Origin of the sequence: Streptomyces peucetius (genome assembly GCF_025854275.1) — a bacterium.
In the GTDB taxonomy this organism is placed as follows: domain Bacteria; phylum Actinomycetota; class Actinomycetes; order Streptomycetales; family Streptomycetaceae; genus Streptomyces; species Streptomyces peucetius_A.
The window spans coordinates 6,542,551-6,566,810 of sequence record NZ_CP107567.1 but is presented as its reverse complement, the minus strand read 5'-3'; the positions used below and the strand labels follow the sequence as shown (position 1 = coordinate 6,566,810).

Sequence of the window (24,260 nt, the reverse complement as noted above, 5' to 3'; positions counted from 1 at the left end):
CGCGCCTGCGCGGTTACGCCTCCCAGACGGCCACCGCCGTCCGGTCGTCGGCATAGCCCTTGACCCGCAGCTGCGTGTCGGCGAGGAACTGCGCCATGCCCGGCGGCTGCGGTCCGCCCCAGCGCTCGGCGAGCTCCTTCGCGAGCGCCGCCTCGCCCCGCACCGGCTCGGCCAGGCCGTTGCTGCACATCAGGAGCGTGTCACCGGGGCGGGCCACGGAGGCGCGGAACCGGAACGGTTCGGCCGGCGGGGGCGGCGGGGCCTCGATGTACGGCGACGCCGGCGCGGGAATGCCGAAGTCCATGGTGAGCCGGTCGCCGTCGGGCGTCGCCTCCGGCACGGCGGAGCCGAAGCCGACGACGGGTGCGCCGGTGACGTCGGACCGGTCGGGGACGGGCGGTTCGAGGTCCTGCCAGACGCCGTCGCGCAGCCGGAACAGCCCGCCGGCGCCGACACCGAAGAAGACCCGGGTACGGCAGTCGGGGTCGGCCGGGAGGAGCAGGCATCGCAGGCCCGCGGTGTACGCCTCCGGCTCCAGGCCCAGTTCGGTGGCGCGGGCCCGGAGCTTGCCGAGGCCGCGGTCGGTGAGCCGGTGCAGGCCGGACTTGAGGTCGCCCCGGCGGCCGGCCCTTATGTCCTCGGCGAGCCGTGCGTGGCTGCGGCCGACGGCACCGCCGATCCAGCGGCAGGCGTCGGCGGCGACGAGATGCGCGGTCCCGGCGGCGCGGTTGCCGCCGGCGACGGCGACGAGCACCAGCGCGGCGGGGCCGGTTCCGAAGCGGGCGGTGAGCAGCGCGTCGCGGCGCGGCTCGCCACGGAACCGCGCGGAGTCGCCCCGCACGGAGGCGGCTCGCAGCGTGTACGTGCCGTACCGGGCGCCGTCGAGCACCGTGTCGGCGACGAGCCGGTCCAGCGAGTCCGCCTCTGCGGCGGGCAGCGCGGTCGGCTCAGGGTCGTACGTGGGGGGCCCGCCCCCGACAACCCCACCCCGCGGCGCCTGCGCGGGCACCACGCCCCGCGCCGTCCCCTTCCCGCCCGGCACCCCCACGGACGGGTCGGCCAACGGCGGCGCGGGGGTGTCCCGGTCCGTTCGGGACGGCGGCGCGGGGGCATCCCCGGCAGGGTGCGACGGTCGTGCGGGAGCGTCCCCATCGGGGACGTCGTCACGGGGCGGAGCCTCCCGGTGCAACCCGGCGGAGCCGGGCGGTCCGCCCGCCCCCTCGGTCGGCACGGCCGGGACCGGGCCGTCGGTCGCGGCGGGCGGAGCCCCTGCGGGACGCGGTGGCGCGGGAGCGGCGCCGTCGCCCGGCGGTGAGCCCTGCGCCGGCGGAGCGGTCACCGGGCGGGACGGCGTCAGGTCCGGGCGCGGCGCTGAAGCGCCACCCGCGAACCCGCCTGCCGGCGGCCCGGGCCCACCGGCCGCCAGGCCGGCGCCCCGCGGGTCCGGCGCGGCGGGCGGAGCCCCCGCAGGACGCGGGGGCGCGGGGCAGTCCCCGACCGGGGCGCCGTCAGACGGCGGTGAGCCCTGCGCCGGCGGAGGGCCGTCCGGACGCAGCCCGGCGCCGGTGGCTCGCGGGTCCGGTGCGGACGGGGCGCCGGGGTGGTCCCACCAGGCCGCGGGGCGGGTGGCCACCGTGTCGGATGCCGAGTCGAAGCGGTCGTCGAGCGTGTCGCCGGACGATGCGGCCGGAGGGCCGGTGTCCGGGGCGGAGTCGTCGTACAGCCTGCTCCACCAGTCGTCCTCGGTCATAGGCCTGTTGGGCCTCTCCCCCTGCTCACTCATGCCCCTATTGTCGACCCCACCGGGGGCCAGAAAACGGGCATTGACGAAAAGACACCCACCAAAGGTCCGCCGGGCGGCCCAACCCCCCACGGGAAGGACGCCCGGCGGACCGGTCGTGATCGGCGCGTCAGCGGGTCAGCGCACCGCGTACGCGTCGGTCACGAGCTGGGAGACGGAGTTTCCATGGGCGTCCGTCAGTTCGGTTCTCAGGGTGACGGTCGTGCCCGCCGCCCCGGCGTGGTCCACGGTCGCGGTCCACGCGTCGTCGCCGCGCCGTTCCGTCGCGGCCTCGTTCCAGGTCTTGCCGCCGTCGTACGAGTACGACAGCTTCGCGGCGGTCAGTGCACCGGGCTCGTAGCCCGCGTGGCCCGTGGCGCTCAGCGCGATGCGCAGGCCGTCGCGCGCGGCGACGGTCTTGAGGCCGTCCTCGGGGAGCCCGTAGCCCGGGAAGAGGAGCGGGACGCCCTGGGAGTACACGTCCTCGTCGAGCCGGGAGCGGAAGCTCCAGGTCGTCTCGACCCGGGTGGAACGCTTCCAGACCCGCGCCGGGGACCCGATCTTCATGGAGGACATGGTCAGTTCGTACGCGGCGTCGCCCGCCGGAACGTCGAAGACCCCGAACGGGTAGGCCGTCCGTCCGATCTCCTCACCGTCGCGGACGAGCCGCATGCCTCCGATGTCACCGAACGACCCGGCCATGCCGACGTGTTCGCTGTCGCCCCAGAACGCCGGCGCCACGCCGATGAGGTTGCCCTGCCGTTCGGCGGCGAGCGCCGGTGCGCCCGACGCGTCACGGGGCGCGGTCGGGGCGAGCACCCCGCCGTACCAGGTCTCCTCGCGCTTCTCCCCCGCCCGGTAGCCGCGCGGCCGGTCGAGCATCAGCTCGCCCCAGGGGAAGCTGGAGGAGACGTAGTGCTCCCACTCGGTGTCTCCGGGCGTGTAGAACTCGGTGCGCTCGCCCGGCGCCGGCACCAGGTCGAAGCCGGAGACGGACGCCTGGACGCCGCCGGGCCGGTGGGCGATGACACCGTCCGTGTAGTCGGTCGTGACACCCATCGCCCGGTAGGTGGACTCGTTCCTGGCGAGCTTCGCGTCGCGCACCCGGTAGGTGCGGTCCGAGGTGACGGGGCCGGTCTCGGGGAAGCTCAGGTTGTAGACGTACGGGCTCTTGGCGGTGGCCTTCCACCGGAGCGTGACCGGACCGTCGGCGAGCCGTTCCAGCAGCAGCGCCGCCTGTGCCGAGTCGACGCCGAGGACCGGGAGCGGGGCGGTCCCGTAGCCGGTGGAGGGCAGCCATCCGCCGGGCGCCGTTCGGTGCACGACGACGGCGAGCGCACCGGCCGCCTCGGCGTCGCGTGCCACGGTGACGGCGTTCGTGCTGTCGTCCGGGAGCCGTACGAGCGCGAACCCGCCCTTCACGCCTGCCGCTTCGAGCTCCGCGGGGGTGCCGCTGCCCGCGTCTGCGAGGCCGGCCTCGCCGGTGCCGTCGAGGTTGACGGAACCGACGCTCGCGGCGACCGGGTGCAGTTCGGGGCCGCCGTCGACGGTGAGCTCCTCGATCAGCGGTGCGTAGGCCCGCCAGTAGCTCACGAACTCGAAGTCGCCTTCCTCGGCCCGGCCCCGGACGTCGGCGTAGTAGCCGGTGACGGCGCGCGAGCCGGTGATGGTGCCGGCGTGCAGCCAGGTGTCCCAGCTGCGGGCGAAGCCCAGTGTGCCGGTACGGACCTCGGACTTCCGGTCGGTCGCGATGTCCAGCCGGTGTGCCGTGCGGGCGTCGAGGACGACCGTGGTGTCCTTCCCGACCTCCGTCCGGGGCCTGCCGAGGTAGCTGACGGAGCCGTCGGCGGAGGTCACGTACGAGGACAGGAAGTACGAGCCGGGCCGCACCCGGTAGACCTGGCCGGCCGCGCCGTCGTTGAAGCGGCGTTCACCGCTCGCGGTGTCGGTGCCGATGACGTCGAGCGAGGACGCGCCGTCGGCGGGCCGACCGTCGCGGTCGAGGAGCTCGACGCGGAGGGTGACCGTCTCCGGCTGCACGTACAGCGAGAACGGCGTGGAGACGGTGACGCCGTCCGCGGTGGCGAGGACGCGGCCGGTGACGTCGCCGTACTGGGCGCGCTCGAGCCGGGCGGAGGGGTCGAGGGTCAGCGGCACCGTGACCGTCGCCCCGGCCGGGACGGTGACCGACCGTGCGCCGAGCCGGGCGAGCGGGGAGCGGACGGCGGAGCCGTCGTTGCCGGTCACGCCGCGCACGGCGAGGTCGAGCCGTACGGCCCTGTCCCCGCTGTTGGTGTACGGGACGTCGACGGTGGTGCGGTCGCCCCTGTCCTGCGGCCAGTCGAAGCTCCCGCCCTGGAGCGCGGCGGCGCCGGTCACGGTCGTGTCGACGGCGGCCTGCACATCGAGCCGGCCGCCGCCGGTCTCGCGTACGTCACCGGGCACGGACGCCTTCGCGGAGGACACGAGCGCGGCCTTGATCTGCTGCGCCGTCCAGTCGGGGTGGCGCTGCTTGACGACGGCGGCGGCGCCGGCGACGTGCGGGGCGGCCATGGAGGTGCCGGACATCGACCGGTAGGCGTACACGCCCCGGCCGCCCGCCGACGCCGCGGAGATGGCCACACCGGGCGCGGCGATCTCGGGCTTGAGGGTGTGGGGGACGGGCGCCGGTCCCCGGCTGGAGAACGGGGCGGTGCTGTCGTCACGGTCGACGGCGCCCACCGTGAGGACGCTGGGCGCACATCCGGGCGAGGAGACGGTGTTCAGCGACGGGCCGGTGTTACCGGCGGCGACGACGAACAACGTGCCCTTGTTCTGCGCGAGTTCCTCGGCGGCGGTGCTCATCGGGTCGGTGCAGTCGGTCGGCGCGGCGCTGCCGAGGCTCATGGAGACGACGTCGGCCTGCTGCTCGACGGCCCACTGCATGCCGGCGATGATCCATGAGGCGGCACCGCTGCCCGAGTCGTTCAGTACCTTGCCGCTGATCAGCTCGGCGCCGGGCGCGACGCCCTTGTTCCGCCCGTCGCTCGCGGCGCCGGAGCCGCCGACGGTGGAGATGGTGTGGGTGCCGTGGCCCTGCCGGTCGCCGGCGGTGGCGGAGTCGGTGAAGTTCTCGGTGGCCGTCACCCGCCCCCGCAGGTCGGGGTGGCCGGTGTCGGCGCCGGTGTCGAGGACGGCGACCTTGGTGCCCTTTCCGTCGTATCCGGACGCCCAGACGAGGTCCGCGCCGACCTGGTGCGTGGAGCGGTCGAGCGTGGCCTCCACCTTGCGGTCCAGCCACAGCTTCTTCAGGCCGGAGGCCGACCGGGAACGGGAGTCGGTGACGTCCGCCCAGAAGGCCGTGGCCTGCTTCTTGTCGGCCTTGAGCGCGACGCCGTCCACGGCGTCCAGCACGAGGGCGCGCTTCGCGCCGCGTGGGACCGCCGGGGCGGAGCGGGCGGTGTCGCCGCGGTAGGTGGCGATCAGCGGCAGCGCGGAGGTGTGCGCGTCGTCGTAGCCCTGCCGGACCAGGCCGGTGACGTTGAAGAGTTGCTCGTCGACGGTGCCGGCGGCGAGCGCGGCGGCCGCGTCCTCGGGGTAGACGTACAGGTCCGGGCCCGAGCGCCGGGTCTGCACGGTCGCGGTCGTGCCGTCGGGACGCGGCAGCACGGTGGCGGACGGCGCGCCGGACGCGTCCTTGCCGACCAGGACGCGGTCCCCGGTCACCAGGGTGACCGTGACCGGCCGCTGCCCCTCCTGCGCGGCGGCGGCGCTGCCGGCCAGTGGTCTCTTTCCGGTCGCCTCGTCCTGCGGCCCGGCGGCCGCCGACGGCGCTGTTGCCGTGACGGCGAGAACGGCGGCGGTCGCCGCCCCCAGTGCCGTACGCGATATCAAGCGCATCGCTCTCCCCATCCGAATCCGGCCACGAGCGGACACAAAGGTCCCCGGGCCGGGGGCTGTTGGTGCTGCGGTGGCGCCACATTGGCAGAGAGACCGCCGGTACGGGGATGATGTCCACGGCGGGTTTACGCCGTGGCCGTTTTCCGCCACGGCAGCAGACAGTCGCAGGTCCGGGGAGGGTTTCGTTGCTTGGAGCGATAGGGCTCGACGAGAGACAGGAGTCGGCCTACCGTGCGCTGGTCGCGCTCGGGGCCGCGGAGATCACCGATCTCGCGCACCGGCTCGCACTGCCGGAGCCGGACACGGAACGGGCCCTGCGGCGGCTGGAGCAGCAGGGGCTGGCCGCGCAGTCGTCCGCGCGCACCGGCCGTTGGGTGGCGGCGCCGCCCGGTGTGGCGCTCGGCGCGCTGCTGACGCAGCAGCGCCACGAGCTGGAGCAGGCCGAGCTGGCGGCGGTGCTGCTCGCCGAGGAGTACCGGGCCGAGTCCGAGGAGCCGGCCGTGCACGACCTGGTGGAGGTGGTGACGGGGGCGAGCGCCGTCGTGCACCGGTTCGGCCAGTTGCAGCTCGGTGCGACGGAGGAGGTCTGCGCGCTGGTCACCGGCAAGCCCGTCGCCGTCAGCGGCATGGACAACGACGCGGAGGAGAACGCCTCCGCGAGGGGTGTGGCGTACCGGGTCGTCGTCGAGCGTGAGGTGCTGACCATGCCCGACGGGATCACCGAGCTGTCGGCCGCGCTCGGCCGTGACGAGCAGGTCCGCGTGGTCGACCGGGTGCCGACGAAGCTCGTCATCGCCGACCGCACGCTCGCGATGGTGCCGCTGACCGGCCGCGGCGCCGAGCCCGCCGCGCTCGTCGTCCATGCCAGCGGGCTGCTGGAGTCGCTGATGGGCCTGTTCGAGGCGGTGTGGCGTGACGCCCTGCCCCTGCGGCTGGGAGTGGGCGGCCAGGGCGTCGAGGAGTACGTGTCCGGTCCGGACGCGACCGACCTGGAGGTGCTGTCGCTGCTGCTGGCCGGGATGACCGACGCGAGCGTCGCCAAGCAGCTGGACCTGGGGCTGCGCACCGTCCAGCGCCGGGTGAAAGGGCTGATGGAGCTGGCCGGCGTGACGACCCGCCTGCAACTGGGCTGGCACGCGTACGCGAAGGGCTGGGTGGCGCGCGACCTGCACGAACATCGCTGATCCTGCACTCTGGGCATGTGGGCGTGTGGCAGCTGCTGATGGTCGTCGGGGTGATGCTGCTGGGCCTGTGCGGGGTGATCGTCCCGGGTGTCCCGGGGCCGTGGCTGGTGTGGGCTGCCGTCCTGTGGTGGTCCCTGCACCTGCAGACCGGCCCGGCCTGGTTCCTGCTCGTCGGCGCGACGGCGGTCCTGCTGCTCGTCCAGGTCGTCGTCTGGTTGCTGCCGGCCCGCCGGCTGCGCGGCCTGGGTGTCACGCGCCGCATGGCCGCGTACGCGGGGCTGGGGGCCGTCGTCGGTTTCTGCCTGGTCCCCGTCGTCGGCGCGGTCCCCGGTTTCGTCGCAGGCATCTACGGCACCGAGCGGATGCGCCTCGGCGGCCACGGCCCGGCGAAGGCGGCGACCCGCACGGTGATGCGGGCGGCGGGCACGAGCGTGCTGGTGGAGCTGATGGGGTGCCTGCTGGTCGTGGGGGCGTGGGTGGGGGTGGTGGTCGCGGGGTCGTAGGCCGTCCCGGATCGTGGCCCGGGCGCCGGCAAGGCCCTGCCCGCCGTCGCGGCGCGGCCGGCCCGGGCGCGGTGAGCTCGTCGCCGCGTGCCGGGCCCCGCGGCGGGGCGGCCCGCGCATCCCGCCCGGGGGACGCGCCGGGGCGGATGCGCCTCGCGCCGCATACCCCCACCGGCGACGCGCCGCGTGCCGGAACCGCCTCGCGCCGGGCCGCGCGCGCGGCCTGCCACCCACCTTTGTCGGCACCGGGCCGCGTGCCGGGCCGCACACCCCCGCGGGCGACGGGCCTGAGGCCCGGAACCGCGTCGCGTCCGGCCGCGCGGCCCGGCCGGCGGACGGTTGCCGGCCGAGGTGCGGGCTGCCGCGCCCGGATACGGCGCGGCACCCCACGGACGGGCGCGTCAGCTCAGCCGGCCGCGCTTGGCCTGCATCGCCGCCCGGCCCTGTGCGCCCTTCATCTTCCAGTCGCGCCGGATCTCGGCCCGCAGCCGCGCGTCCGTCTTCGCCACGATCCGCTGGTTCTCCCGGACGAGCTTGCGGTAGCTCTCCAGCCGCCGCTCCGGCAGCGACCCGTCCTCGATGGCGCCGAGCACCGCGCACCCGGGCTCCGCCTCGTGTGCGCAGTCGTGGAACCGGCACTGTTCGGCGAGTTCCTCGATCTCCGAGAAGACCTGGTTCACGCCGGTCGCCGCGTCCCACAGGCCCACTCCCCTCAGGCCGGGGGTGTCGATGAGGACTCCCCCGCCGGGCAGCACGAGCAGGTTGCGGGTTGTGGTGGTGTGGCGGCCCTTGCCGTCGACGTCCCGCGTGGCCCTGACGTCCATGACGTCCTCGCCGAGCAGGGCGTTGGCCAGGGTCGACTTCCCCGCGCCCGACGTACCGAGGAGGACGCTGGTGCCGCCGGCGACGATCGCCCTGAGCACCTCGACGCCCTCTCCCGACGTGGAGCTGACGGGCAGGACCTGGACGCCGGGCGCGGTGGTCTCGACGTCCTGCACGAGGTAGGACAGGCCGGTGACGTCCGGGACGAGGTCGGCCTTGGTGAGGACGACGAGCGGCTGGGCGCCGCTCTCCCACGCCAGCGCGAGGAAGCGTTCGATCCGCCCGAGGTCGAGTTCGACCGCGAGGGAGACGCAGACGACGATGTGGTCGACGTTGGTGGCCAGTACCTGGCCCTCGGACCGCTTCGAGGACGTCGACCGCACGATGGCGGTGCGCCGCGGCAGCAGGGTCCGTACGTAGCGCGGATCGCCGTCGGCGTCCACGGCGACCCAGTCGCCCGTGCACACGATCCGCATCGGGTCGCGGGGTGTGACGAACTCGGTGTCCGCGCGCACCACACCCTCCGGGGTGACGACGTCGCACTGGCCGCGGTCGACCCGCAGCACCCGGCCGGGCAGCAGCCCCTGCGCGGCGTACGGGGCGAACTCGGCCTCCCGGTCCGCGTCCCACCCGTGGGAGACGAGCGCGTCCTGAGCGGCGGAAGCGGACGGGGACATGTTGAACGAAGCGTGTGACAAGGGGGAACCCTTCGAAGGGTGGCCCCGGCGGCGCGCGCTCGGCGCGCGGAGAAATCGAGTGGGTGTCAGCCGGAGACCACAGGGGTGGAAATGATGGTCCTCTGCATGCGGGCAGCGCCCGCCGCCATGACAGTCATCAATGTCCTCACCTCCTGCTTCGGGTCCGACGAACCGACGTCGACGGCAGAACCATAGACCCGCCCCCGGCGGCCGCGCCAGCGAATTACAGGCCGCCCGTCCTCGGGCCGTCAGCCCGCGTCCGGTGGGCGCCTGGTCCGGGTCCAGTCGAGAAGCTGGTCCGCCGTCCAGGTGTTGACGACCCGTTCGGCCGGAACTCCGCACTCCTCGGCGCGTTCGCAGCCGATGATCTGCCAGTCCAGCTGGCCGGGGGCGTGTGCGTCGGTGTCGACGGCGAAGAGGGCGCCCGCCTCCATGGCGCGGCGCAGCAGCCGGCGGGGCGGATCGCGCCGCTCGGGACGGCTGTTGATCTCCACGGCGGTGCCGTGCTCGGCGCAGGCGGCGAACACGCGGTCTGCGTCGAACTGCGACTCGGGCCGTTTTCCCCGGCCACCGGTGACGAGCCGCCCGGTGCAGTGGCCGAGCACGTCGGTGAGCGGGTTCTCGACGGCGCGGAGCATCCGCCGAGTCATCGCGCCCGCGTCCATGCGGAGTTTGGAGTGGACGGACGCGACGACGAGGTCGAGCCGGTCCAGCAGCTCCGGTTCCTGGTCGAGGGTGCCGTCGGGGAGGATGTCGCACTCGATGCCGGTCAGCAGCCGGAAGGGCGCCCACTGCTCGTTGAGGGCCGCCACGATGTCGAGTTGGGCGCGCAGTCGCTCCGCGGTCAGTCCTCGGGCGACGCTGAGCGTGGGCGAGTGGTCGGTGAGGACGGCCCACTCGTGGCCGATCGCGGCCGCGGTGCGCCCCATCTCGGCGATGGGGCTGCCGCCGTCGGACCAGTCGGAGTGCAGATGGCAGTCGCCGCGCAGGGCCGCGCGCAGCTCGCTGCCGGCCCCGGCGAGCGGTTTGCCCGCCTCCTCCTCGAGCCGCTGGAGATAGGCGGGGGTGCCGCCGGCGAGGGCCTCCTCGATCACCCGGGCGGTCTTGGGGCCGATGCCCTTCATCCTGACGAGTGTCCCGGCGGCGGCACGGTCGGCGATCTCCTGCCTCCCGAGACCGGCGAGGGCCGCCGCGGCGGTCCTGAAGGCCCGCACGCGATAGGTCTCGGCCAGTGACCGCTCCAGGAGAAAGGCGACCCGCTCCAGCGCCTCCACCGGTTCCATGGTCACCTCCCTGGCCCTCCGCTCAGTGAACACCGATGGGGACGGACCGTCCAACGCTGAGAGAAGGCCGACTGAACCCGGCCAGGCCTTTAAATCAATGGTTCAAGAATTCAACGACCTCAAATTCCATTGATAAATCACGCCGAACGTCTTTCTTCGGCCGATTCCACGGCCTACTGAACCGCTGGTCAGCACCCACCTCCCGGTCACTGCCTGCCCATCGGTCCTCACGACACGTGACCGAAATCGTGCGGAGAACCGCGCGTTCTTCACCGCGGTGAGCAAGACTCCCGTCCGATTTCCGAAACAACGATCCAGGGGAGTGTTCGAAATGCGGTACATCGCCAGAGGACTCGCGCTCGCGGCCACCACCACGCTGGCCCTCGTCGCGGCACCCGCCGTCGGCAGTGCCGGCGCCGCGCAGACGGGCACGGAGAGCCTCTACGCGCCGTCGGCCCTCGTGCTGACCGTCACGGCCGGGGACGACGCGGCGACCGGGACGGTCCTGCGCGCGGTGACCCTCGGCTGTACGCCCACGGCCACGGGAACGCACCCCGACCCGGAGGCGGCCTGCGCCGAACTGCTCGCCGCCGACGGCGGCTTCGACGCCGTCACCACGCGGGACTCCGGCGTCATGTGCACCAAGGAGTGGGACCCGGTGACGGTCACCGCGGACGGCGTGTGGAACGGCAAGCGCGTCAGCTACGCCCACACGTTCGGCAACACGTGCGTCCAGGGCAGCAGCAGCGGCACGGTGTTCGCCTTCTGAGACACTCCGGCGGGCGGCCGCGGGGAACACCCCCGCGGCCGCCCGCGCCTTGGGCTCAGGCGCCCGGCGGCACCCGCGAGGGGCGGCCGGCGCCCCGGGTCAGTGCGTAGCCGGCCACACCGGCGAGGGCGGCGAGCAGCCCTCCGGCACCGGTCCACACCCAGCGGTCGGACCACCGGCCGGAGGACCAGTCCAGGGCCGCGTCCTCCTCGTTGCGCCGCTCGTCGGCGGACACCCCCGGCACCAGCGGCTCGGAGAGCGCGCCGTCGACGGCGTACGCACCGCCCGAGTCCTTCGAGACCGCCTCGACCTCGGCCGCCACGGGCAGTCCGAGATCCTCCTCGGGGAGATCGGTCACCGTCAGGCGCAGGTAGTAGCTGCCGGGCAGCGGGTCGTTCGACCACGGCTCGGCGAGCGAACGCACGGTCCGCAGGGTGCACGCCAGCTCCACGGACCCGGCGTCGGCGGCCACCGTCCTGGCCTGCATGCCGTACATGCACGGCTGGCGGCGGCGCAGCCCGTCGTAGACGTCGATCCGCCACGTCGAGGGGCCGTGCCGCTCCGCCGAGTCGGGCAGCGCGACCCGGGCGCGCACGGTGGGCCGCTGCTCCGCGTCGGCCGGGAACACCCAGTACAGGTAGTCACCGCTGGACGCGTTCGCGGTGGCCTTCTGGTCCTGCTCGATCGGGGTGGCCGTACGGAAGGTGGTACCGGCCTCGGTGGGGGCGCTCCCGTCCCCGCCGGGGCTCGGCGACGGATCGTCCGCCAGGGCGGCGCCCACCGGGCCGAGCAGCGCGGCGGCGGTCAGCGCCGCGGCCGTCAGTACGCGTGCGACACGCATCAGTTGGTCCTCCAGACGGCGACACGCAGGCGCGAGACCCAGCCCCACAGCAGCCCGGCGGCGAAGCCGGTGAGCACCAGGGTGCCCAGCAGCCACCAGCCGCGGCCGAGGCCGAACGCGGCAACGTCCGAGGCCGCCTCCGGAGCGTCGACCACGTCGACGGTGAGCTCGACGGGCAGGCCCGGCTCGGTCTTGACGGCCGGCGGCGCGGAGAACGAGTTGCTCACCTGCAGGCACACCGTCTCCGCCACGGGCTCGTCACCGCTCTCCTCGGGCTTCGGGTAGCGCAGACCGGTCGAGACGAGATCGGTGCGGCCGTCGCCGGCCTCCGAGCCCCGTACGATCTCCCGGCCGTGGACGGTGACGGCGCGCAGCAGCACCCCGTAGTCCCTGTTCACCGCGCGGTCGGCGCCGACGCTCACGGAGGCGCGCAGCTCCTGGCCGGGCAGCACGTCCACCCGGTACCAGCGGTGCTCGCCGAACTTCTCCCGGTCCGTGTAGAGGCCGGGCTCCAGCCGCGGCGCGTCGGCGCACTGGCCGGCGCCCCGCGTGGCCACGGGCACGACCACCGGGTCCGCCGCCCGGTCCACCAACTGGCTCACCCGGTCGGACAGTTCGTCGGTGTGCTGCACGGAGGTGTACGTACCGCCGGTCGCTTCGGCGATGCAGCTCAGCTGCGCCCGGGTCTTGGCGTCGGGCACCAGGCCGAGCGTGTCGATGACGAGATGGATGCCCTTCGCCGCGATCTCCCGCGCGACCTCGCACGGGTCGAGCGGTGCGCAGGTGTCCTCGCCGTCGGTGATGAGCACGATCCTGCGGGTCGCGTCACCGCCCTCCAGGTCCTGGGCCGCACCCAGCAGCGCCGGGCCGATCGGCGTCCAGCCGGTGGGCGCCAGCGTGGCGACTGCCGTCTTGGCCTCCGTGCGGTCCAGCGGTCCCACCGGGTACAGCTGCCGGGTGTCCTTGCACCCGCGCTTGCGGTCGTCGCCGGCATAGTCGGCGCCGAGGGTCCGGATGCCGAGCTGCACCTCCTCCGGCACGGCATCCAGCACCTCGTTGAACGCCTGCTTCGCCGCGGCCATCCGGCTCTTGCCGTCGATGTCGCGGGCCCGCATCGAGCCGCTGACGTCCAGCACGAGCTCGACCTTCGGGGCTTCCTTCGTCACCGGTTCGTCGGCGACCGCCGGGGCCGGGGCGAGCCCGGCGATCAGCACGGCGAGCACGGCGAGAGCGCCGGCCGCCGGCCATCTTCTTATGATCATCGGCGGATCGTATGGGTGATCCCCCGGTGATCCAAAACCGGCGGCACGAACAGGCCCGCACCCGGCCCCAGCCACGCGGTGAGAGGTGCGGTCAGCCCGTCGTCGCCGCGGCGCGTGCCGAGTCCGGTGCCGGCGGCGACTGCTTGCCGGGCGACGGCTGCCGCAGCAGACGCCGGCCGATCGGCTCCGTGTAACGCGCCGTCAGCGGCCCCACGATGACCAGGATCAGGACGTACGCCGTCGCCAGCGGTCCGATCCGCGGCTCGACGCCGACCGCGAGGCCCGCGATGACGATGGAGAACTCGCCGCGGGCCACGAGCGCCCCGCCGGCCCGCAGGCGCCCGCGCGGGCCGATGCCGGCGCGACGGGCCGCGTACCAGCCCGTGGCGATCTTCGTCAGCGCCGTGACGAACGCGAGGATCAGCGCGGGCAGCAGGACCGGCGGAATGGCCGCGGGGTCGGTCGACAGGCCGAAGAAGACGAAGAAGACCGCGGCGAACAGGTCACGCAGCGGCGCGAGCAGATTGTGGGCGCCCTCGGCGACCTCACCGGAGAGGGCGATGCCGACGAGGAACGCGCCGACGGCGGCGGAGACCTGGAGTTCCTGGGCGATGCCCGCGACGAAGAGGGTGAGGCCGAGGACGACCAGCAGCAGCATCTCGGGGTTGTCCGAGGAGACGGCCCGGCTGATCAGGCGGCCGTGCCGCAGGGCGACGTACAGGACGATGCCGACGGTGCCGAGCGAGATCAGCAGTGTGAGGCTGCCGCCGGCCAGGCTCAGACCGGCGAGCAGCGCGGTCAGCAGCGGCAGATAGACGGCCATGGCGAGGTCCTCGATGACGAGGACGCCGAGGATGACGGGCGTTTCTCGGTTGCCGAGCCGGCCCAGGTCGCCGAGGACCTTCGCGATGACACCGGAGGAGGAGATCCACGTGACACCGGCGAGGGCGACGGCGGCCACGGCTCCCCAGCCGAGGAGGAGTGCCGCCACCGCGCCGGGCAGGGCGTTGAGGACGAAGTCGACGATCCCCGACGGATACTGCGTCTTGAGGTTGGTGACGAGCTCCGAGGCGCTGTACTCGAGTCCGAGGAGGAGCAGCAGGAGGATCACGCCGATCTCGGCGCCGGTCGCGATGAACTCCTCGCTGGCATTCATCGGCAGCAGCCCGCCGTGGCCGAATGCAAGTCCGGCGAGCAGGTAGAGCGGGATGGGCGAGAACCCGATGCGTCCGGCGAGCCGGCCGAGCAGGCCCAGGGCCAGGATGATCGCCCCGAGTTCGATGAGCAGCGCGGTGGTGTCGTGCACGGGTGTCTATCCTCCGGTGATCAGTTCGGCAACGGCGTCGACGCCTTCGCGCGTGCCGACGACGACGAGCGTGTCGCCGATGGCGAAGCGGAAGTCCGGGGCGGGCGAGGGGAACGCCGCGGTGCGACGCAGTACGGCGACGATGGACGCGCCTGTGCGGGTGCGCGCCTGTGTGTCGGCGAGGAGCCTGCCGGCGTAGGGGGACCGTTTCGTCACGGGGATGTGTTCCGTGACGAGGTCGATCTCGAGGTGCTGGTGCAGATGGGCGACCGGGTCGGGGACGAGGAGTTTGGACAGCGCGGTCGCCTCGTGGGGGGCGAGGGCGGCGGCGTCCTTGCAGTCGTCGTCGTCCTCGGGATCGTGGAAGGCGAGGATGCGGCGGCCGTCCTGGTGCACGACGACGGACAGGTGGGCGCCGGCGTCGGTCCTCAGGTCGTACCTCGTGCCGACTCCCGGCAGGGTCGTTTCGCTGACGTGGGCGGTGGGTTCCATGGAGGGGCTCCGTACGGCGGTCGGTGGGGTGCGGGCTGGGTGCCCGGCTCCGGCGGCCGTCCGGTGTGCCGGCGGCCGGAGGGGATTTTCGCACCGGGTGTCGCACACCGGCACCGACCGGGCCGTGGATCGGTCGGCCGGTTCGGTCGTCAGGCGCCGGGGGCTGAGCGGCGCGGGTCCGCGGGGCGGCCCCCGCGGGCCGGGTCGGGGACGCCGTTGCGCGCACGCGCGTCGATGCGGGCGGGCCTGCGGCCGGTCCGCGACAGGGCGGCGGAGGGGCGGGCCACGAGGGCGGCCGACGGGCGGTGGCCCTGGCGTCCGTGTGCCATCCCGCCCCCCTCCGTCCGGCCGGCACCGCACGGCGCCGGTAAACCCTCTTGTCACTGAGGCACATCGCACCACTCCAGGAGCGTTGCAATGACTCGGTAAAGAATCCTACCGCAGGGCAAATGGCTTGAACCGTACGGCCGCCAGCGGCGAGGGGCGTGTCATCCGCCGGCGCGCAGGTGCGGACGCCGCCCGAGGAGTTCGGCCGCTCCCCGGCGGGTCGCGGCGACGACCACCCGGTCCTCGGCCCGCAGGACGTACCCGGGGTGGAGGTCCCACACCAGGCCGGTCCCGTCGTTCTCCGGGGTGCGGCGCGAGTACGCCAGGTCCGGCGGGCGCTCGTCGGGGGCGGCCGAGTCGAGGGCCACGATCCGCCACGCGCCGGGCCGGAACGCCTCGGCGACCGTACGGCCCTCCAGCCGCGGATGGCCCGCGACCTCGACGGCGGCGAAGACCAGCACCTTGCGTTCCACCGGAACGGCGCCCAGGATTTGGCGCCCCATCATCGCCACGGCGAAGGCGGGGGCGGCGAGCGTGGAGACGCTGCGGCTGCGGGTGAGCGCGTCGGGGTGGGCGGCGCGCAGACTGCGGTAGACGGCGGTGGCGAAGTCGTCGTCGTAGACGCGCAGGGCGACCCGGAGGTCGGGCTTCGCGGAGCGTGCGTACAGGGCCGCTTCGAGGTTGGTCGTGTCGGCGCTGGTGAGGGCGAGCAGCGCGTGGGCCCGGTGGATCTTGGCGGCCTCCAGTACGCCCTCCTCCGTGACGTCCCCCAGCACCGTCGGCACCCGCAGGCGCCGGGCGAGCGGGATGCCCCGGGCCTCCGGGTCCTCCTCGACGCAGACCACCGGGATACCCAGTTCCCGCAGCCTCATCAGGACCCTGGTCCCGATCTTCCCGAGGCCCAGCAGCACGACGTGGCCCGACAGTCCGCGCGGCGGGCGGCGCAGGGCGGACGCGTTGCGGAAGGTGCCGAGGGCCTCCAGCACGGCGGCGACCGTCAGGGGCAGCATGAGCAGTCCCACCACCCCGGTGAGCAGTTGCAGGATCTGCCGGTCGGCCTCCGCGCCGACGGCGGGGTCGCCGATACCGAACAGGTCGAGCAGGATCAGATACATCGCGTGCAGGGGACTGTCGTCGGTGGCCACCGCGGACACGGCGGCCAGGGCGACGACGGTGGCGCCGAGGGCGGCGAGCGACCAGCGCAGCCGCCGGGAGAACAGCTGCTTCAGCGGGGCGCCGCGGCCGGCGAACCGGGCCTGCCCGCCGCCGGCCGGGCTGTGGGAGATCGCCTCGAGCACGACGGTGCCGCGGCCGGTGGCCTCCGCGACGCTGCGGTCGTCGGGGAGCAGACGCGGCCCGTCGTGGCCGCTTCTGTCGGAACCCTCGGCACCGGCGGGGTCGTTGGTGGTGGACGACAGCAGGGCGAGGGTGCACAGTCCCGGGTCGGCGATCTCGCCGCGGCCCGGCGGCGTGCGTTCGACCGCCCGCAGCAGCAGTCCGTCGGCCTGTACGACCTTGCTGGTGCCGGCCACGGCGGTGGCGGCGAGCGCGGGGGCGGTGGTGTCGGCGTCCGAGAGCACGGTGGTGGAGGCGTCCAGGGTCGCCGTGTCCAGGCCGGGCACGGCCAACGCGGCGGCCTGGTCGAGGAGTTCCTCGAGGTGCTGGCCCAGCTTGCGGTTGTAGAGCCGGATCACCAGCCGCAGATGCGGGTTGAGCCTGCGGGCGGCCAGCGCGGCCCGGATGTTGCTCTCGTCGTCGTCGTACACCAGCGCCAGGGCGGCGGCGTGCCCGACACCGGCGTCCACCAGTGTGTCCTCGCCGAGTTCGAGGACTTCGACGACCCGGGGAAGGTCGGGCGGCGGCGTGTCGCCGGGGTTGACCGGGGTGCCGACGGCCCGTGTCATGACGGCGGACATCCGGCCGAAGAGCGCGGAGGCCCGCACCCGGCCGGCGTTCTGCGTCTCGGAGCCGCGGGCCGTCTGTGCGGCGGGTACGACGAGCGTGATCCGCTCGCCGTACACCTCCCGCAGTTCGGTGGCCAGCCGGTGGGCCAGGGCGTCGTCGCCGCACACGATCATATGACCGCCGGCGGTGGGGGGTTGGGCCTGGTGAGGCAGTGAGGAGGACACGCTCCCAGGGTGCCCTGCGCGGCCCGCCGCTCATGCGCCGGGGCCTGCGGCGGCACCGCTCGCGCCGTCCGTCCGCGCGGCTGCGGCGCGGACACTACGAGGGCACCGGTGCCTCCTCCAGCGCCGCGGCGACCGCGTCGAAGAAGCGCGCATGGGCGCGGGCGCTGGGCGGCGTCTCCGGGTTCCACGGCAGCAGCCGCGCCCGGGCCTCGATCGCCTCCCAGTCCGGCACGCCCCGCAGTTGCGCGACCGGGTGTGCGTTGGACCGTACGTCCGCGAGGACGATGTCCGGTGCCGGCCGCCGGACGGCGGCCCAGCCGGTGGTGGACCAGTTGGCGCCGGGGCCGGGCTCCGGCTCCACCAGCGCGACTCCGCACTCGGCCAGCGCCCTGAGGTCCGGCCAGGCGCCGGGTCTGGCGAGATGGACACGGTCGGGGCCCGCCGGCGACAGCGCCAGGACCCGCACCCCGGGTGCGCCGGTGGCGGCCTCGCGCAGGCGGGCCCGTGCCGCGGCGAGCGCGGACGCGGCCGACGGCTCCGGGGCCGCGCCGAGCGAGTGCGCCAGCTCCTCGAAACGGTCGCGTATCGCGTCGAACGAACGGCCCTGTCCCACGTCGATCACCACGACGGGCACACGCTCCTCGATGTGCTTGGCCGTGTCCGGATCGAGGCCGTAGATCTGGTCGGAGCCGTAGGTCACGGCCACCACCAGGTCCGGCCCCGCGGCCAGCACGGTCCCGGCGTCGACCCCGGGGCCGGACCCCAGGTACGGGACGGCGTCCGGCGGCAGGTCGCCGGACTTGGCCGGGTCGGGGTCCGCGCCGTCGTGGGCGGAGCCGAACAGGCCCGCGGGCCGCAGTCCGTGGTCGAACAGCGCGGCGCCCGCCTGTATGTAGGTGACCAGCCGGGACGGCACCTGCGGCGCGGAGGCCGGCCGGCCGCGGTCGTCGAGGAATTCCCACTGTGTCCGTTGCGCCATAGAGGCACGCCCCCCACATCGAGCGGTCGCCGGTCCTGTCACCCCTGTCCTGGAGCGTTGCCTGCCCAGCCGCCCGGCCCCTCACGCCTCGTGGCAGCGACGGTTTCGCCGGCCGCCGGTCACCGCAGGGCGGCGGCGGGCAGCGACACCTCGAAGCGGCAGCCGCCCGACACGTTGCTCACCTCGGCGCGGCCGGCGTGCGCCTCGACGATGCCGCGGACGATCGCCAGCCCCAGGCCCGCCCCGGCGGGCGGCGTACGGGCCTGGGAGCCGCGCCAGCCGGTGTCGAACACGCGCGGCAGGTCGTCCTCGGGGATCCCGCCGCAGCCGTCGGTGACGGACAGGACGACCCAGTCCTCGCGGCGCTCGGCGGCCACGGCGACCGTCCCGTCGGCCGGGGTCCGGCGGATCGCGTTCACCAGCAGGTTGGCGAGGACCCGGGTCATCTCCTTGCCGTCCACCTCGACGGGTACCGGCTCGACGCCGTCGCCGACGAGGCGCACCCCGTGCTCGCGGGCCAGCGGGTCCACGCCCGCGAGGGCCTCCCCGACCAGGTCGTAGACCGACATCCGGGTCGGGGAGAGCGCGAGGGCGCCCGCATGGATGCGGGACAGCTCGAACAGGTCGCCGACCATCGAGTTGAGCCGGTCGACCTCGGTGCGGATCTGCCGGAAGTAGCGCTCGGGGTCCTGGACGACACCGTCCTCCAGCGCCTCCGACATGGCGCGCAGCCCCGCGAGCGGGGTCCGCAGATCGTGCGAGATCCAGGCGACCAGTTCGCGCCGGGACGTCTCGAGGGCCCGTTCGCGTTCCCGGGACGCGGCGAGCCGGTCGCTCGTCGCCGCGAGTTCCCTGCTGAGGGCGTCCAGTTCGGCGGTGGAGGCACCGCCGGGCGCGGCGAAGGAGCCACCGTCGCCGAAGGAGCGTGCCGCCAGGGTCAGTTCCCGGCTGCGGGCGACCACCCACCGGCCGAGCAGCAGTGCCGTCGCCAGCGACACGACGGCCGCCATCGCCACGACCATGGTGACGACGGTCAGGTCGTGGGGGGAGAGGAACATCGCCTGTGCGACCGCCAGGGTGCCGGCGAGCATCGCGGTGACCGCCACGGCCGCGACGACGGTCAGCGAGACGGCGACGGAACGCTGCCGCAGCACCCGGAGCACGAGCGCGCCGACGATCCCGGCCGCGGCGGCCCCGGCGAGCGCGTAGAGGGCGATGAGCAGCATGTCCCACACGGCGATCAGCCTTCTTCCGGGGCGTCGAAGCGGTAGCCGACACCCCACACGGTCTGGATGAGCCTCGGGTGCGCCGGGTCGTCCTCGATCTTGCCGCGCAGCCGGCGCACATGGACGGTCACGGTCGACAGGTCGCCGAACTCCCAGCCCCACACCTCCTGCATCAGCCGCTCCCGGCCGATCGCCTCGCCGGGGTGGCGCATCAGATGGGCCAGCAGGTCGAACTCCCGCAGTGTCAGGGAGAGTTCACGTCCGTCCTTCACCGCTCGCCGGGCCGCCGGGTCCAGCACGATCCCGGCGGCGGCCAGCTCGGGTCCGGGGCGCCGCTCCCCCGCAGCGGTACCGCCCCTGCGCAGGACGGACTCCACCCGCAGCACCAGCTCCCGGGGGCTGAAGGGCTTGGTCACGTAGTCGTCGGCGCCCACCTCGAGCCCGAGGATGCGGTCGTCCTCGTCGCCACGGGCGGTGAGCATGATCACGGGCACCGGCCGCGCCTCGCCGGCCCGCAGCCTGCGGCACACCTCCAGGCCGTCCATGCCGGGCAGCATCAGGTCGAGGACCACCAGGTCCGGGCGGCGCCCCGCCGCGAGCCTGAGCGCCTGCGGCCCGTCCCCGGCCCGGTCCACGGCGAAACCGGCCCGCTCGAGATATCCGGTGACGACCTCGGCGACCGTCGGATCGTCGTCCACGACCAGAATGCTGTGCATACCGCCAGTGTCCTCGCCCGCGGGGCGGCGCGGCGGACGGGCCCGCCTTACGAATCCATGACGTCCGATTCGTTCAAGACCACGGGTCCGGCGCCGTTCTACGTTGGGGCCATGACTCCACGATTCGACGCGGTCGGCCTGGTCGTCGCCGACATGGCCGCCTCACTCGCCTTCTACCGCCGCCTCGGCCTCGACATCCCCGCGGAGGCGGACTCCGCGCCGCACGCGGAGGCCGCGCTCCCCGGCGGGCTGCGCCTGCTGTTCGACACGGAGGAGACGGTCCGCTCCTTCGACCCAGACTGGACCCGGCCCACCGGCGGGGAACGCATGGGCCCGGCGTTCCTCTGCGCCGGCCCGGCGGAGGTCGACGCGGTCCACGACGACCTCGTCGCCGCCGGCTACCGCAGCCATCTGGCGCCGTGGGACGCCGTGTGGGGCCAGCGTTACGCGGTCGTGCTCGACCCCGACGGGCTCGGTGTCTCGCTCTTCGCCAACGCGTCGTAGGCGCCGAGGGTGATCCCCGCCAGGGCGCGCATCTCCCGGGCGAGATGCGCCTGGTCGGCGCAGCCCGCGGCGAGCGCCGCGGCCCCGTACGGGACACCGCGGCGCACCAGCGTCAGGGCCCGTTGCAGCCGCAGGACGCGGGCCAGTGTCTTGGGGCCGTAGCCGAAGGCGTCCAGCGACCGCCGGTGCAGCTGCCGGGCGCTCAGGCCGGCCGCGTCGGCGGCTGCGGCGACGGTGCCGCCGGCGTCCAGGTGCCGTACGACGGCGGTCGTCAGCGGATCGGGCGGCACGGCCCTCTCCAGGGCGACCGTCTCCAGCGCGGCCGCCTCGTCGGCGGCCGTGCCGATCAGTTCGGCGAGCCTGCGGGCCGGGGCCGCGCCCCACAGGTCCGCCAGCTCCACCCGCCGGTCCCGCAGCTCGTGCGCCGGCACGCCGAGCACGGCGGGCGCTGCCCCGGGTGCGAACCGCACGCCGGCCCAGGCGGCCGTGCCGCCGGGTGCGTGGGCGTGGGTGTCGGGGCCCGCGACGAACAGCCGCCCCTCGGACCACAGCAGGTCCATGCACCCGTCGGGAAGCACGGGGTACGCGGCGCCGGGGCCCGCGGTCCGGGTCCACACAACGGCACCCGGTATCCGGGACGCCCTCTCCTCGTACATCCTTCCGAGGTTATCCCCGTCCCGTGCCATGGCGCCGAAGCGGCTACTCGCGGCTGTCGCGCCCGTTCTCCCGGCTGTTCTCGCGGCCGTTCTCCCGGGTGTTCTCGCGGCCGTTCTCCCGGGTGTTCTCCCGGGTGTGCAGCCTCGCCCGTACGTCGTCCACCGGCAGGAACTTCGACCAGCGCTCCGGGAACTCGGACGGCATGTCTCCGCCGCCCTCCTCGTCGTCCTCGTCGCCGTACATCTCCGCCGCCCGCGCCCGCGCCAGCAGCTGCGCCGCGTCGGCGGCCCGCGCCCGTTCGTTCGCGGCGCGGGCCGCCGCCGTGGCGGCAGCGGGCCAGACGCGGTCGATCGCCGCGTTGACGGCGGCGCCGACGAGGACGGCGAAGGCGGAGATGCCGATCCAGAGCAGGAAGGCGATGGGCGCGGCCAGTGAGCCGTAGATCGTGGGCCCCTCGACCGTACTGGTCAGGTAGATGCGCAGCAGGAAGCTGCCGAGGACCCACATGCCGAGCGCCACGAGCGCGCCGGGAATGTCCTCCACCCACGGCGAACGCACGGGCACGGACACGTGGTACAGCGTGGTGAGGAAGGCGATGGAGAGCAGGATGACGACCGGCCAGTACAGGATGCGGACCACTTCCGTGCCGAACGGCACGATCTCCACGACCCGGTCGGGGCCGACCACGGCGAGCGGCAGCACGACCGCGCCGATCAGCAGCGCCACGATGTAGAGCAGGAAGGCGAGGAGCCTGGTCGCGACGATGCCACGGTGCCCGTCGAGCCCGTACATGACGGTGATGGTGTCGATGAAGACGTTGACGGCGCGGGAGCCGGACCACAGGGCGATGGCGAAGCCGATGGAGATGATGTCCGGCCGGCCGCCCTGGGTGACATCCTCCAGCAGTGGCTTGGCGATGTCGTCGACGCCGCGGTCGGACAGGACGGTGCCGACGGCGGTGAGGATGTTCTCCTCGATGGAGGCGACGGTGGTGGTGCTGGTCCAGTCGTCGATGTAGCCGAGCAGGCCGATCAGACCGAGCATCAGCGGCGGAACGGACAGCAGCGTGAAGAACGCCGCCTCCGCGGCGAGTCCGAGGATGCGGTACTCGATGCACGAGTTGACGGTGTCCTTCAGCAGCAGCCATGTCATCTTCCGCTTCGAGACGTTGCGGTAGAGGACTCGGGCCCGGTGGAGCCGGCCCGAAGGCCGCTCGGGTGTTTCGTTTGCTGCCTGCACCTCTTTACCGTATCGGCATGGCAGCGAGCACCCACACAGTGACCAACCAGGCTCCGCCCCTGGTGGGGTACGACGTCTTCACCGCGGACCGTGCGCTGTGGGAGGCGGTGGACCGGCATGTGGCGCCGGAGGTCCGCGACGAGGCGCTCGGGGAGCTCTCGGAACTCGGGCTGACGGCGGGCTCCGCCCGGGCGCAGGAATGGGGCGCGCAGGCGAACGAGTACCCGCCGCGGCTGCGGACGCACGACCGGTACGGGAACCGGATCGACGAGGTGGAGTTCCATCCCGCCTGGCACCGGCTGCTGGACCGCGCCGTCTCCGCCGGACTGGCCGGCGCCTGGGGCAGGCCGGGCGGGCATGTGCGGCGGGCGGCCGGTTTCCTGGTGTGGACGCAGGTGGAGGCCGGCAACGGCTGCCCGCTGTCGATGACCCACGCGTCGGTGCCCGCTCTGCGCACGGACCCGTCGCTCGCGGCCGAGTGGGAGCCGCGGCTGACGTCGACGGCGTACGAGGAGGGCCTGCGCCCGCCCGGGCAGAAGCGCGGCGTGCTGTTCGGGATGGGGATGACGGAGAAGCAGGGCGGCAGCGACGTACGGTCGAACACGACCCGGGCCGAGCCGCTGGCGCAGGACGGCGCGTACGCCCTGACCGGCCACAAGTGGTTCTGCTCCGCCCCGATGAGCGACGGGTTCCTGGTGCTGGCGCAGGCGGCGGAGGGGCTGACCTGCTTCCTGGTGCCCCGGGTGCTGGACGACGGTACCCGGAACGTCTTCCGGATCCAGCGGCTGAAGGACAAGCTCGGCAACCGGTCCAACGCCTCGGCCGAGGTCGAGTTCGAGGGGACATGGGCCCGGCGGGTGGGCGAGGAGGGGCGCGGTGTGCGCACCATCATCGGGATGGTGGCGGCGACGCGCCTGGACTGCGTGCTCGGCTCCGCCGCGCTGATGCGGCAGGCGGTGGCGCAGGCGATCCATCACACGGCGTACCGCAGCGCCTTCGGCGGGCTGCTGATCGACAAGCCGCTGATGCGCAATGTGCTGGCCGATCTGGCACTGGAGTCGGAGGCGGCGACGACGCTGGGTCTGCGGCTGGCGGCGGCGTACGACGCGGACACGGACGAGGAGCGGGCCTTCCTGCGGATCGCGGTGCCCGTGGCCAAGTACTGGGTGACGAAGCGGTGCACCCCGATGGTCGCGGAGGCCCTGGAGTGTCTGGGCGGCAACGGGTACGTCGAGGAGTCGGGCATGCCCCGGCTGCTGCGCGAGTCGCCGCTGAACTCGATCTGGGAGGGCTCGGGCAATGTGCAGGCGCTCGATGTGCTGCGCGTGCTGCAGAGGGAGCCGCAGGCGCTCAACGCGTTCCTGCGGGAGGTCGGCAGGGCGCGGGGCGCCGACCACCGGCTGGACGCGGCGATCAAGGACCTGCTGACGGAGCTGGCCGACCTGGACGGCGTCGAGGCACGGGCGCGGCGGCTGGTGGAGCGTATGGCGCTGGTGCTCCAGGGGTCGCTGCTGGTGCGGTGGGCGCCGTCCGAGGTGTCGGACGCGTTCTGCGCGTCGCGGCTCGGCGGCGACCGGGGGTCGGCGTTCGGCACGCTCCCTCACACGCTGCCGCTGGCGGCGATCGTGGAGCGCGCCCGCGCCGTGGTGTGAACCGGCCGGCGC

General features: G+C 74.0%; 20 protein-coding genes. 5 read left to right on the top strand and 15 right to left on the bottom strand.

Going from position 1 to position 24,260, the window contains the following annotated elements:
• Positions 1–13 precede the first annotated feature (13 nt).
• Positions 14–1,783 (bottom strand): protein phosphatase 2C domain-containing protein, encoded by a 1,770-nt coding sequence (locus OGH68_RS29745; protein WP_264248246.1) that lies wholly within the window; start codon positions 1,781–1,783, stop codon positions 14–16.
• Positions 1,784–1,918: 135 nt separating this feature from the next.
• The gene (locus tag OGH68_RS29740; RefSeq protein ID WP_264248243.1) at positions 1,919–5,659 is read right to left on the bottom strand and encodes a S8 family serine peptidase; all 3,741 of its coding nucleotides are present in this window, start codon (positions 5,657–5,659) and stop codon (positions 1,919–1,921) included.
• 185 nt (positions 5,660–5,844) lie between these two features.
• Here OGH68_RS29740 and OGH68_RS29735 point away from each other — a divergent pair, with 185 nt between their 5' ends.
• The gene (locus OGH68_RS29735; protein ID WP_264248240.1) at positions 5,845–6,843 is read left to right on the top strand and encodes a helix-turn-helix domain-containing protein; all 999 of its coding nucleotides are present in this window, start codon (positions 5,845–5,847) and stop codon (positions 6,841–6,843) included.
• 17 nt (positions 6,844–6,860) lie between these two features.
• Entirely contained in the window at positions 6,861–7,346 is a 486-nt protein-coding gene (locus tag OGH68_RS29730) for a DUF456 domain-containing protein (protein WP_264248239.1), read from the top strand.
• Positions 7,347–7,747: 401 nt separating this feature from the next.
• Here OGH68_RS29730 and rsgA read toward each other — a convergent pair whose 3' ends face one another.
• Entirely contained in the window at positions 7,748–8,845 is a 1,098-nt protein-coding gene (gene rsgA / locus OGH68_RS29725) for a ribosome small subunit-dependent GTPase A (RefSeq protein ID WP_264248236.1), read from the bottom strand.
• A 269-nt stretch (positions 8,846–9,114) separates the two neighbouring features.
• Entirely contained in the window at positions 9,115–10,149 is a 1,035-nt protein-coding gene (locus tag OGH68_RS29720; protein WP_264248234.1) for a PHP domain-containing protein, read from the bottom strand.
• Between the two features lie 331 nt (positions 10,150–10,480).
• Between OGH68_RS29720 and OGH68_RS29715 the strand changes: the two genes are divergently transcribed.
• On the top strand, positions 10,481–10,918 hold the full coding sequence (locus OGH68_RS29715) for an SSI family serine proteinase inhibitor (protein WP_264248232.1): 438 nt from the start codon (positions 10,481–10,483) through the stop codon (positions 10,916–10,918).
• 55 nt (positions 10,919–10,973) lie between these two features.
• Here OGH68_RS29715 and OGH68_RS29710 read toward each other — a convergent pair whose 3' ends face one another.
• The 9 genes from OGH68_RS29710 to OGH68_RS29670 all read right to left on the bottom strand — a co-directional run bounded on the left by OGH68_RS29710 (position 10,974) and on the right by OGH68_RS29670 (position 20,196).
• Positions 10,974–11,759 carry a hypothetical protein gene (locus OGH68_RS29710; RefSeq protein WP_264248230.1) on the bottom strand — a complete coding sequence of 262 codons (786 nt, stop codon included), beginning with the start codon at positions 11,757–11,759 and terminating at the stop codon, positions 10,974–10,976.
• Complete coding sequence (locus tag OGH68_RS29705) at positions 11,759–13,021, bottom strand: VWA domain-containing protein (protein ID WP_264248229.1); 1,263 nt, start codon at positions 13,019–13,021, stop codon at positions 11,759–11,761. The genes OGH68_RS29710 and OGH68_RS29705 overlap by 1 nt, the downstream gene beginning before the upstream one ends.
• A gap of 91 nt (positions 13,022–13,112) precedes the next feature.
• Complete coding sequence (locus OGH68_RS29700) at positions 13,113–14,327, bottom strand: cation:proton antiporter (protein WP_264248227.1); 1,215 nt, start codon at positions 14,325–14,327, stop codon at positions 13,113–13,115.
• A 6-nt stretch (positions 14,328–14,333) separates the two neighbouring features.
• Positions 14,334–14,819 carry a cation:proton antiporter regulatory subunit gene (locus OGH68_RS29695; RefSeq protein WP_264248225.1) on the bottom strand — a complete coding sequence of 162 codons (486 nt, stop codon included), beginning with the start codon at positions 14,817–14,819 and terminating at the stop codon, positions 14,334–14,336.
• 149 nt (positions 14,820–14,968) lie between these two features.
• Complete coding sequence (locus OGH68_RS29690; RefSeq protein WP_264248223.1) at positions 14,969–15,148, bottom strand: hypothetical protein; 180 nt, start codon at positions 15,146–15,148, stop codon at positions 14,969–14,971.
• 159 nt (positions 15,149–15,307) lie between these two features.
• The gene (locus tag OGH68_RS29685) at positions 15,308–17,224 is read right to left on the bottom strand and encodes an NAD-binding protein (RefSeq protein WP_264250348.1); all 1,917 of its coding nucleotides are present in this window, start codon (positions 17,222–17,224) and stop codon (positions 15,308–15,310) included.
• Between the two features lie 145 nt (positions 17,225–17,369).
• Positions 17,370–18,254 (bottom strand): ABC transporter substrate-binding protein, encoded by an 885-nt coding sequence (locus OGH68_RS29680; RefSeq protein WP_264248222.1) that lies wholly within the window; start codon positions 18,252–18,254, stop codon positions 17,370–17,372.
• Between the two features lie 119 nt (positions 18,255–18,373).
• Positions 18,374–19,480 (bottom strand): sensor histidine kinase, encoded by a 1,107-nt coding sequence (locus OGH68_RS29675; RefSeq protein WP_413471134.1) that lies wholly within the window; start codon positions 19,478–19,480, stop codon positions 18,374–18,376.
• A gap of 14 nt (positions 19,481–19,494) precedes the next feature.
• Positions 19,495–20,196, bottom strand: a complete 702-nt coding sequence (locus OGH68_RS29670; RefSeq protein WP_264248219.1) for a response regulator transcription factor — start codon at positions 20,194–20,196, stop codon at positions 19,495–19,497.
• A gap of 111 nt (positions 20,197–20,307) precedes the next feature.
• On the opposite strand from OGH68_RS29670, the gene OGH68_RS29665 reads away from it, so the two are divergent.
• On the top strand, positions 20,308–20,700 hold the full coding sequence (locus OGH68_RS29665) for a VOC family protein (protein WP_264248216.1): 393 nt from the start codon (positions 20,308–20,310) through the stop codon (positions 20,698–20,700).
• On the opposite strand, the gene OGH68_RS29660 is transcribed toward OGH68_RS29665, so the two are convergent.
• Together OGH68_RS29660 and OGH68_RS29655 are read right to left on the bottom strand one after the other, a co-directional pair.
• Entirely contained in the window at positions 20,640–21,356 is a 717-nt protein-coding gene (locus OGH68_RS29660) for a helix-turn-helix domain-containing protein (protein ID WP_264248214.1), read from the bottom strand. The genes OGH68_RS29665 and OGH68_RS29660 overlap by 61 nt on opposite strands.
• A gap of 43 nt (positions 21,357–21,399) precedes the next feature.
• Complete coding sequence (locus OGH68_RS29655) at positions 21,400–22,596, bottom strand: YihY/virulence factor BrkB family protein (protein WP_264248213.1); 1,197 nt, start codon at positions 22,594–22,596, stop codon at positions 21,400–21,402.
• Positions 22,597–22,613: 17 nt separating this feature from the next.
• On the opposite strand from OGH68_RS29655, the gene OGH68_RS29650 reads away from it, so the two are divergent.
• Positions 22,614–24,248, top strand: coding sequence for an acyl-CoA dehydrogenase family protein (locus OGH68_RS29650; RefSeq protein WP_264248210.1), 1,635 nt, complete (start codon positions 22,614–22,616; stop codon positions 24,246–24,248).
• Positions 24,249–24,260: the final 12 nt, after the last annotated feature.

Coding starts and splice junctions, on each gene's coding strand:
- OGH68_RS29665 (WP_264248216.1), top strand. CDS start 20,308: ATGACTCCACGATTCGACGCGGTCGGCCTGGTCGTCGCCGACATGGCC.
- OGH68_RS29740 (WP_264248243.1), bottom strand. CDS start 5,659: ATGCGCTTGATATCGCGTACGGCACTGGGGGCGGCGACCGCCGCCGTT.
- OGH68_RS29650 (WP_264248210.1), top strand. CDS start 22,614: ATGGCAGCGAGCACCCACACAGTGACCAACCAGGCTCCGCCCCTGGTG.
- OGH68_RS29715 (WP_264248232.1), top strand. CDS start 10,481: ATGCGGTACATCGCCAGAGGACTCGCGCTCGCGGCCACCACCACGCTG.
- rsgA (WP_264248236.1), bottom strand. CDS start 8,845: ATGTCCCCGTCCGCTTCCGCCGCTCAGGACGCGCTCGTCTCCCACGGG.
- OGH68_RS29660 (WP_264248214.1), bottom strand. CDS start 21,356: ATGTACGAGGAGAGGGCGTCCCGGATACCGGGTGCCGTTGTGTGGACC.
- OGH68_RS29710 (WP_264248230.1), bottom strand. CDS start 11,759: ATGCGTGTCGCACGCGTACTGACGGCCGCGGCGCTGACCGCCGCCGCG.
- OGH68_RS29690 (WP_264248223.1), bottom strand. CDS start 15,148: ATGGCACACGGACGCCAGGGCCACCGCCCGTCGGCCGCCCTCGTGGCC.
- OGH68_RS29745 (WP_264248246.1), bottom strand. CDS start 1,783: ATGAGTGAGCAGGGGGAGAGGCCCAACAGGCCTATGACCGAGGACGAC.
- OGH68_RS29680 (WP_264248222.1), bottom strand. CDS start 18,254: ATGGCGCAACGGACACAGTGGGAATTCCTCGACGACCGCGGCCGGCCG.
- OGH68_RS29675 (WP_413471134.1), bottom strand. CDS start 19,480: ATGCTGCTCATCGCCCTCTACGCGCTCGCCGGGGCCGCCGCGGCCGGG.
- OGH68_RS29670 (WP_264248219.1), bottom strand. CDS start 20,196: ATGCACAGCATTCTGGTCGTGGACGACGATCCGACGGTCGCCGAGGTC.
- OGH68_RS29695 (WP_264248225.1), bottom strand. CDS start 14,819: ATGGAACCCACCGCCCACGTCAGCGAAACGACCCTGCCGGGAGTCGGC.
- OGH68_RS29685 (WP_264250348.1), bottom strand. CDS start 17,224: ATGATCGTGTGCGGCGACGACGCCCTGGCCCACCGGCTGGCCACCGAA.
- OGH68_RS29720 (WP_264248234.1), bottom strand. CDS start 10,149: ATGGAACCGGTGGAGGCGCTGGAGCGGGTCGCCTTTCTCCTGGAGCGG.
- OGH68_RS29705 (WP_264248229.1), bottom strand. CDS start 13,021: ATGATCATAAGAAGATGGCCGGCGGCCGGCGCTCTCGCCGTGCTCGCC.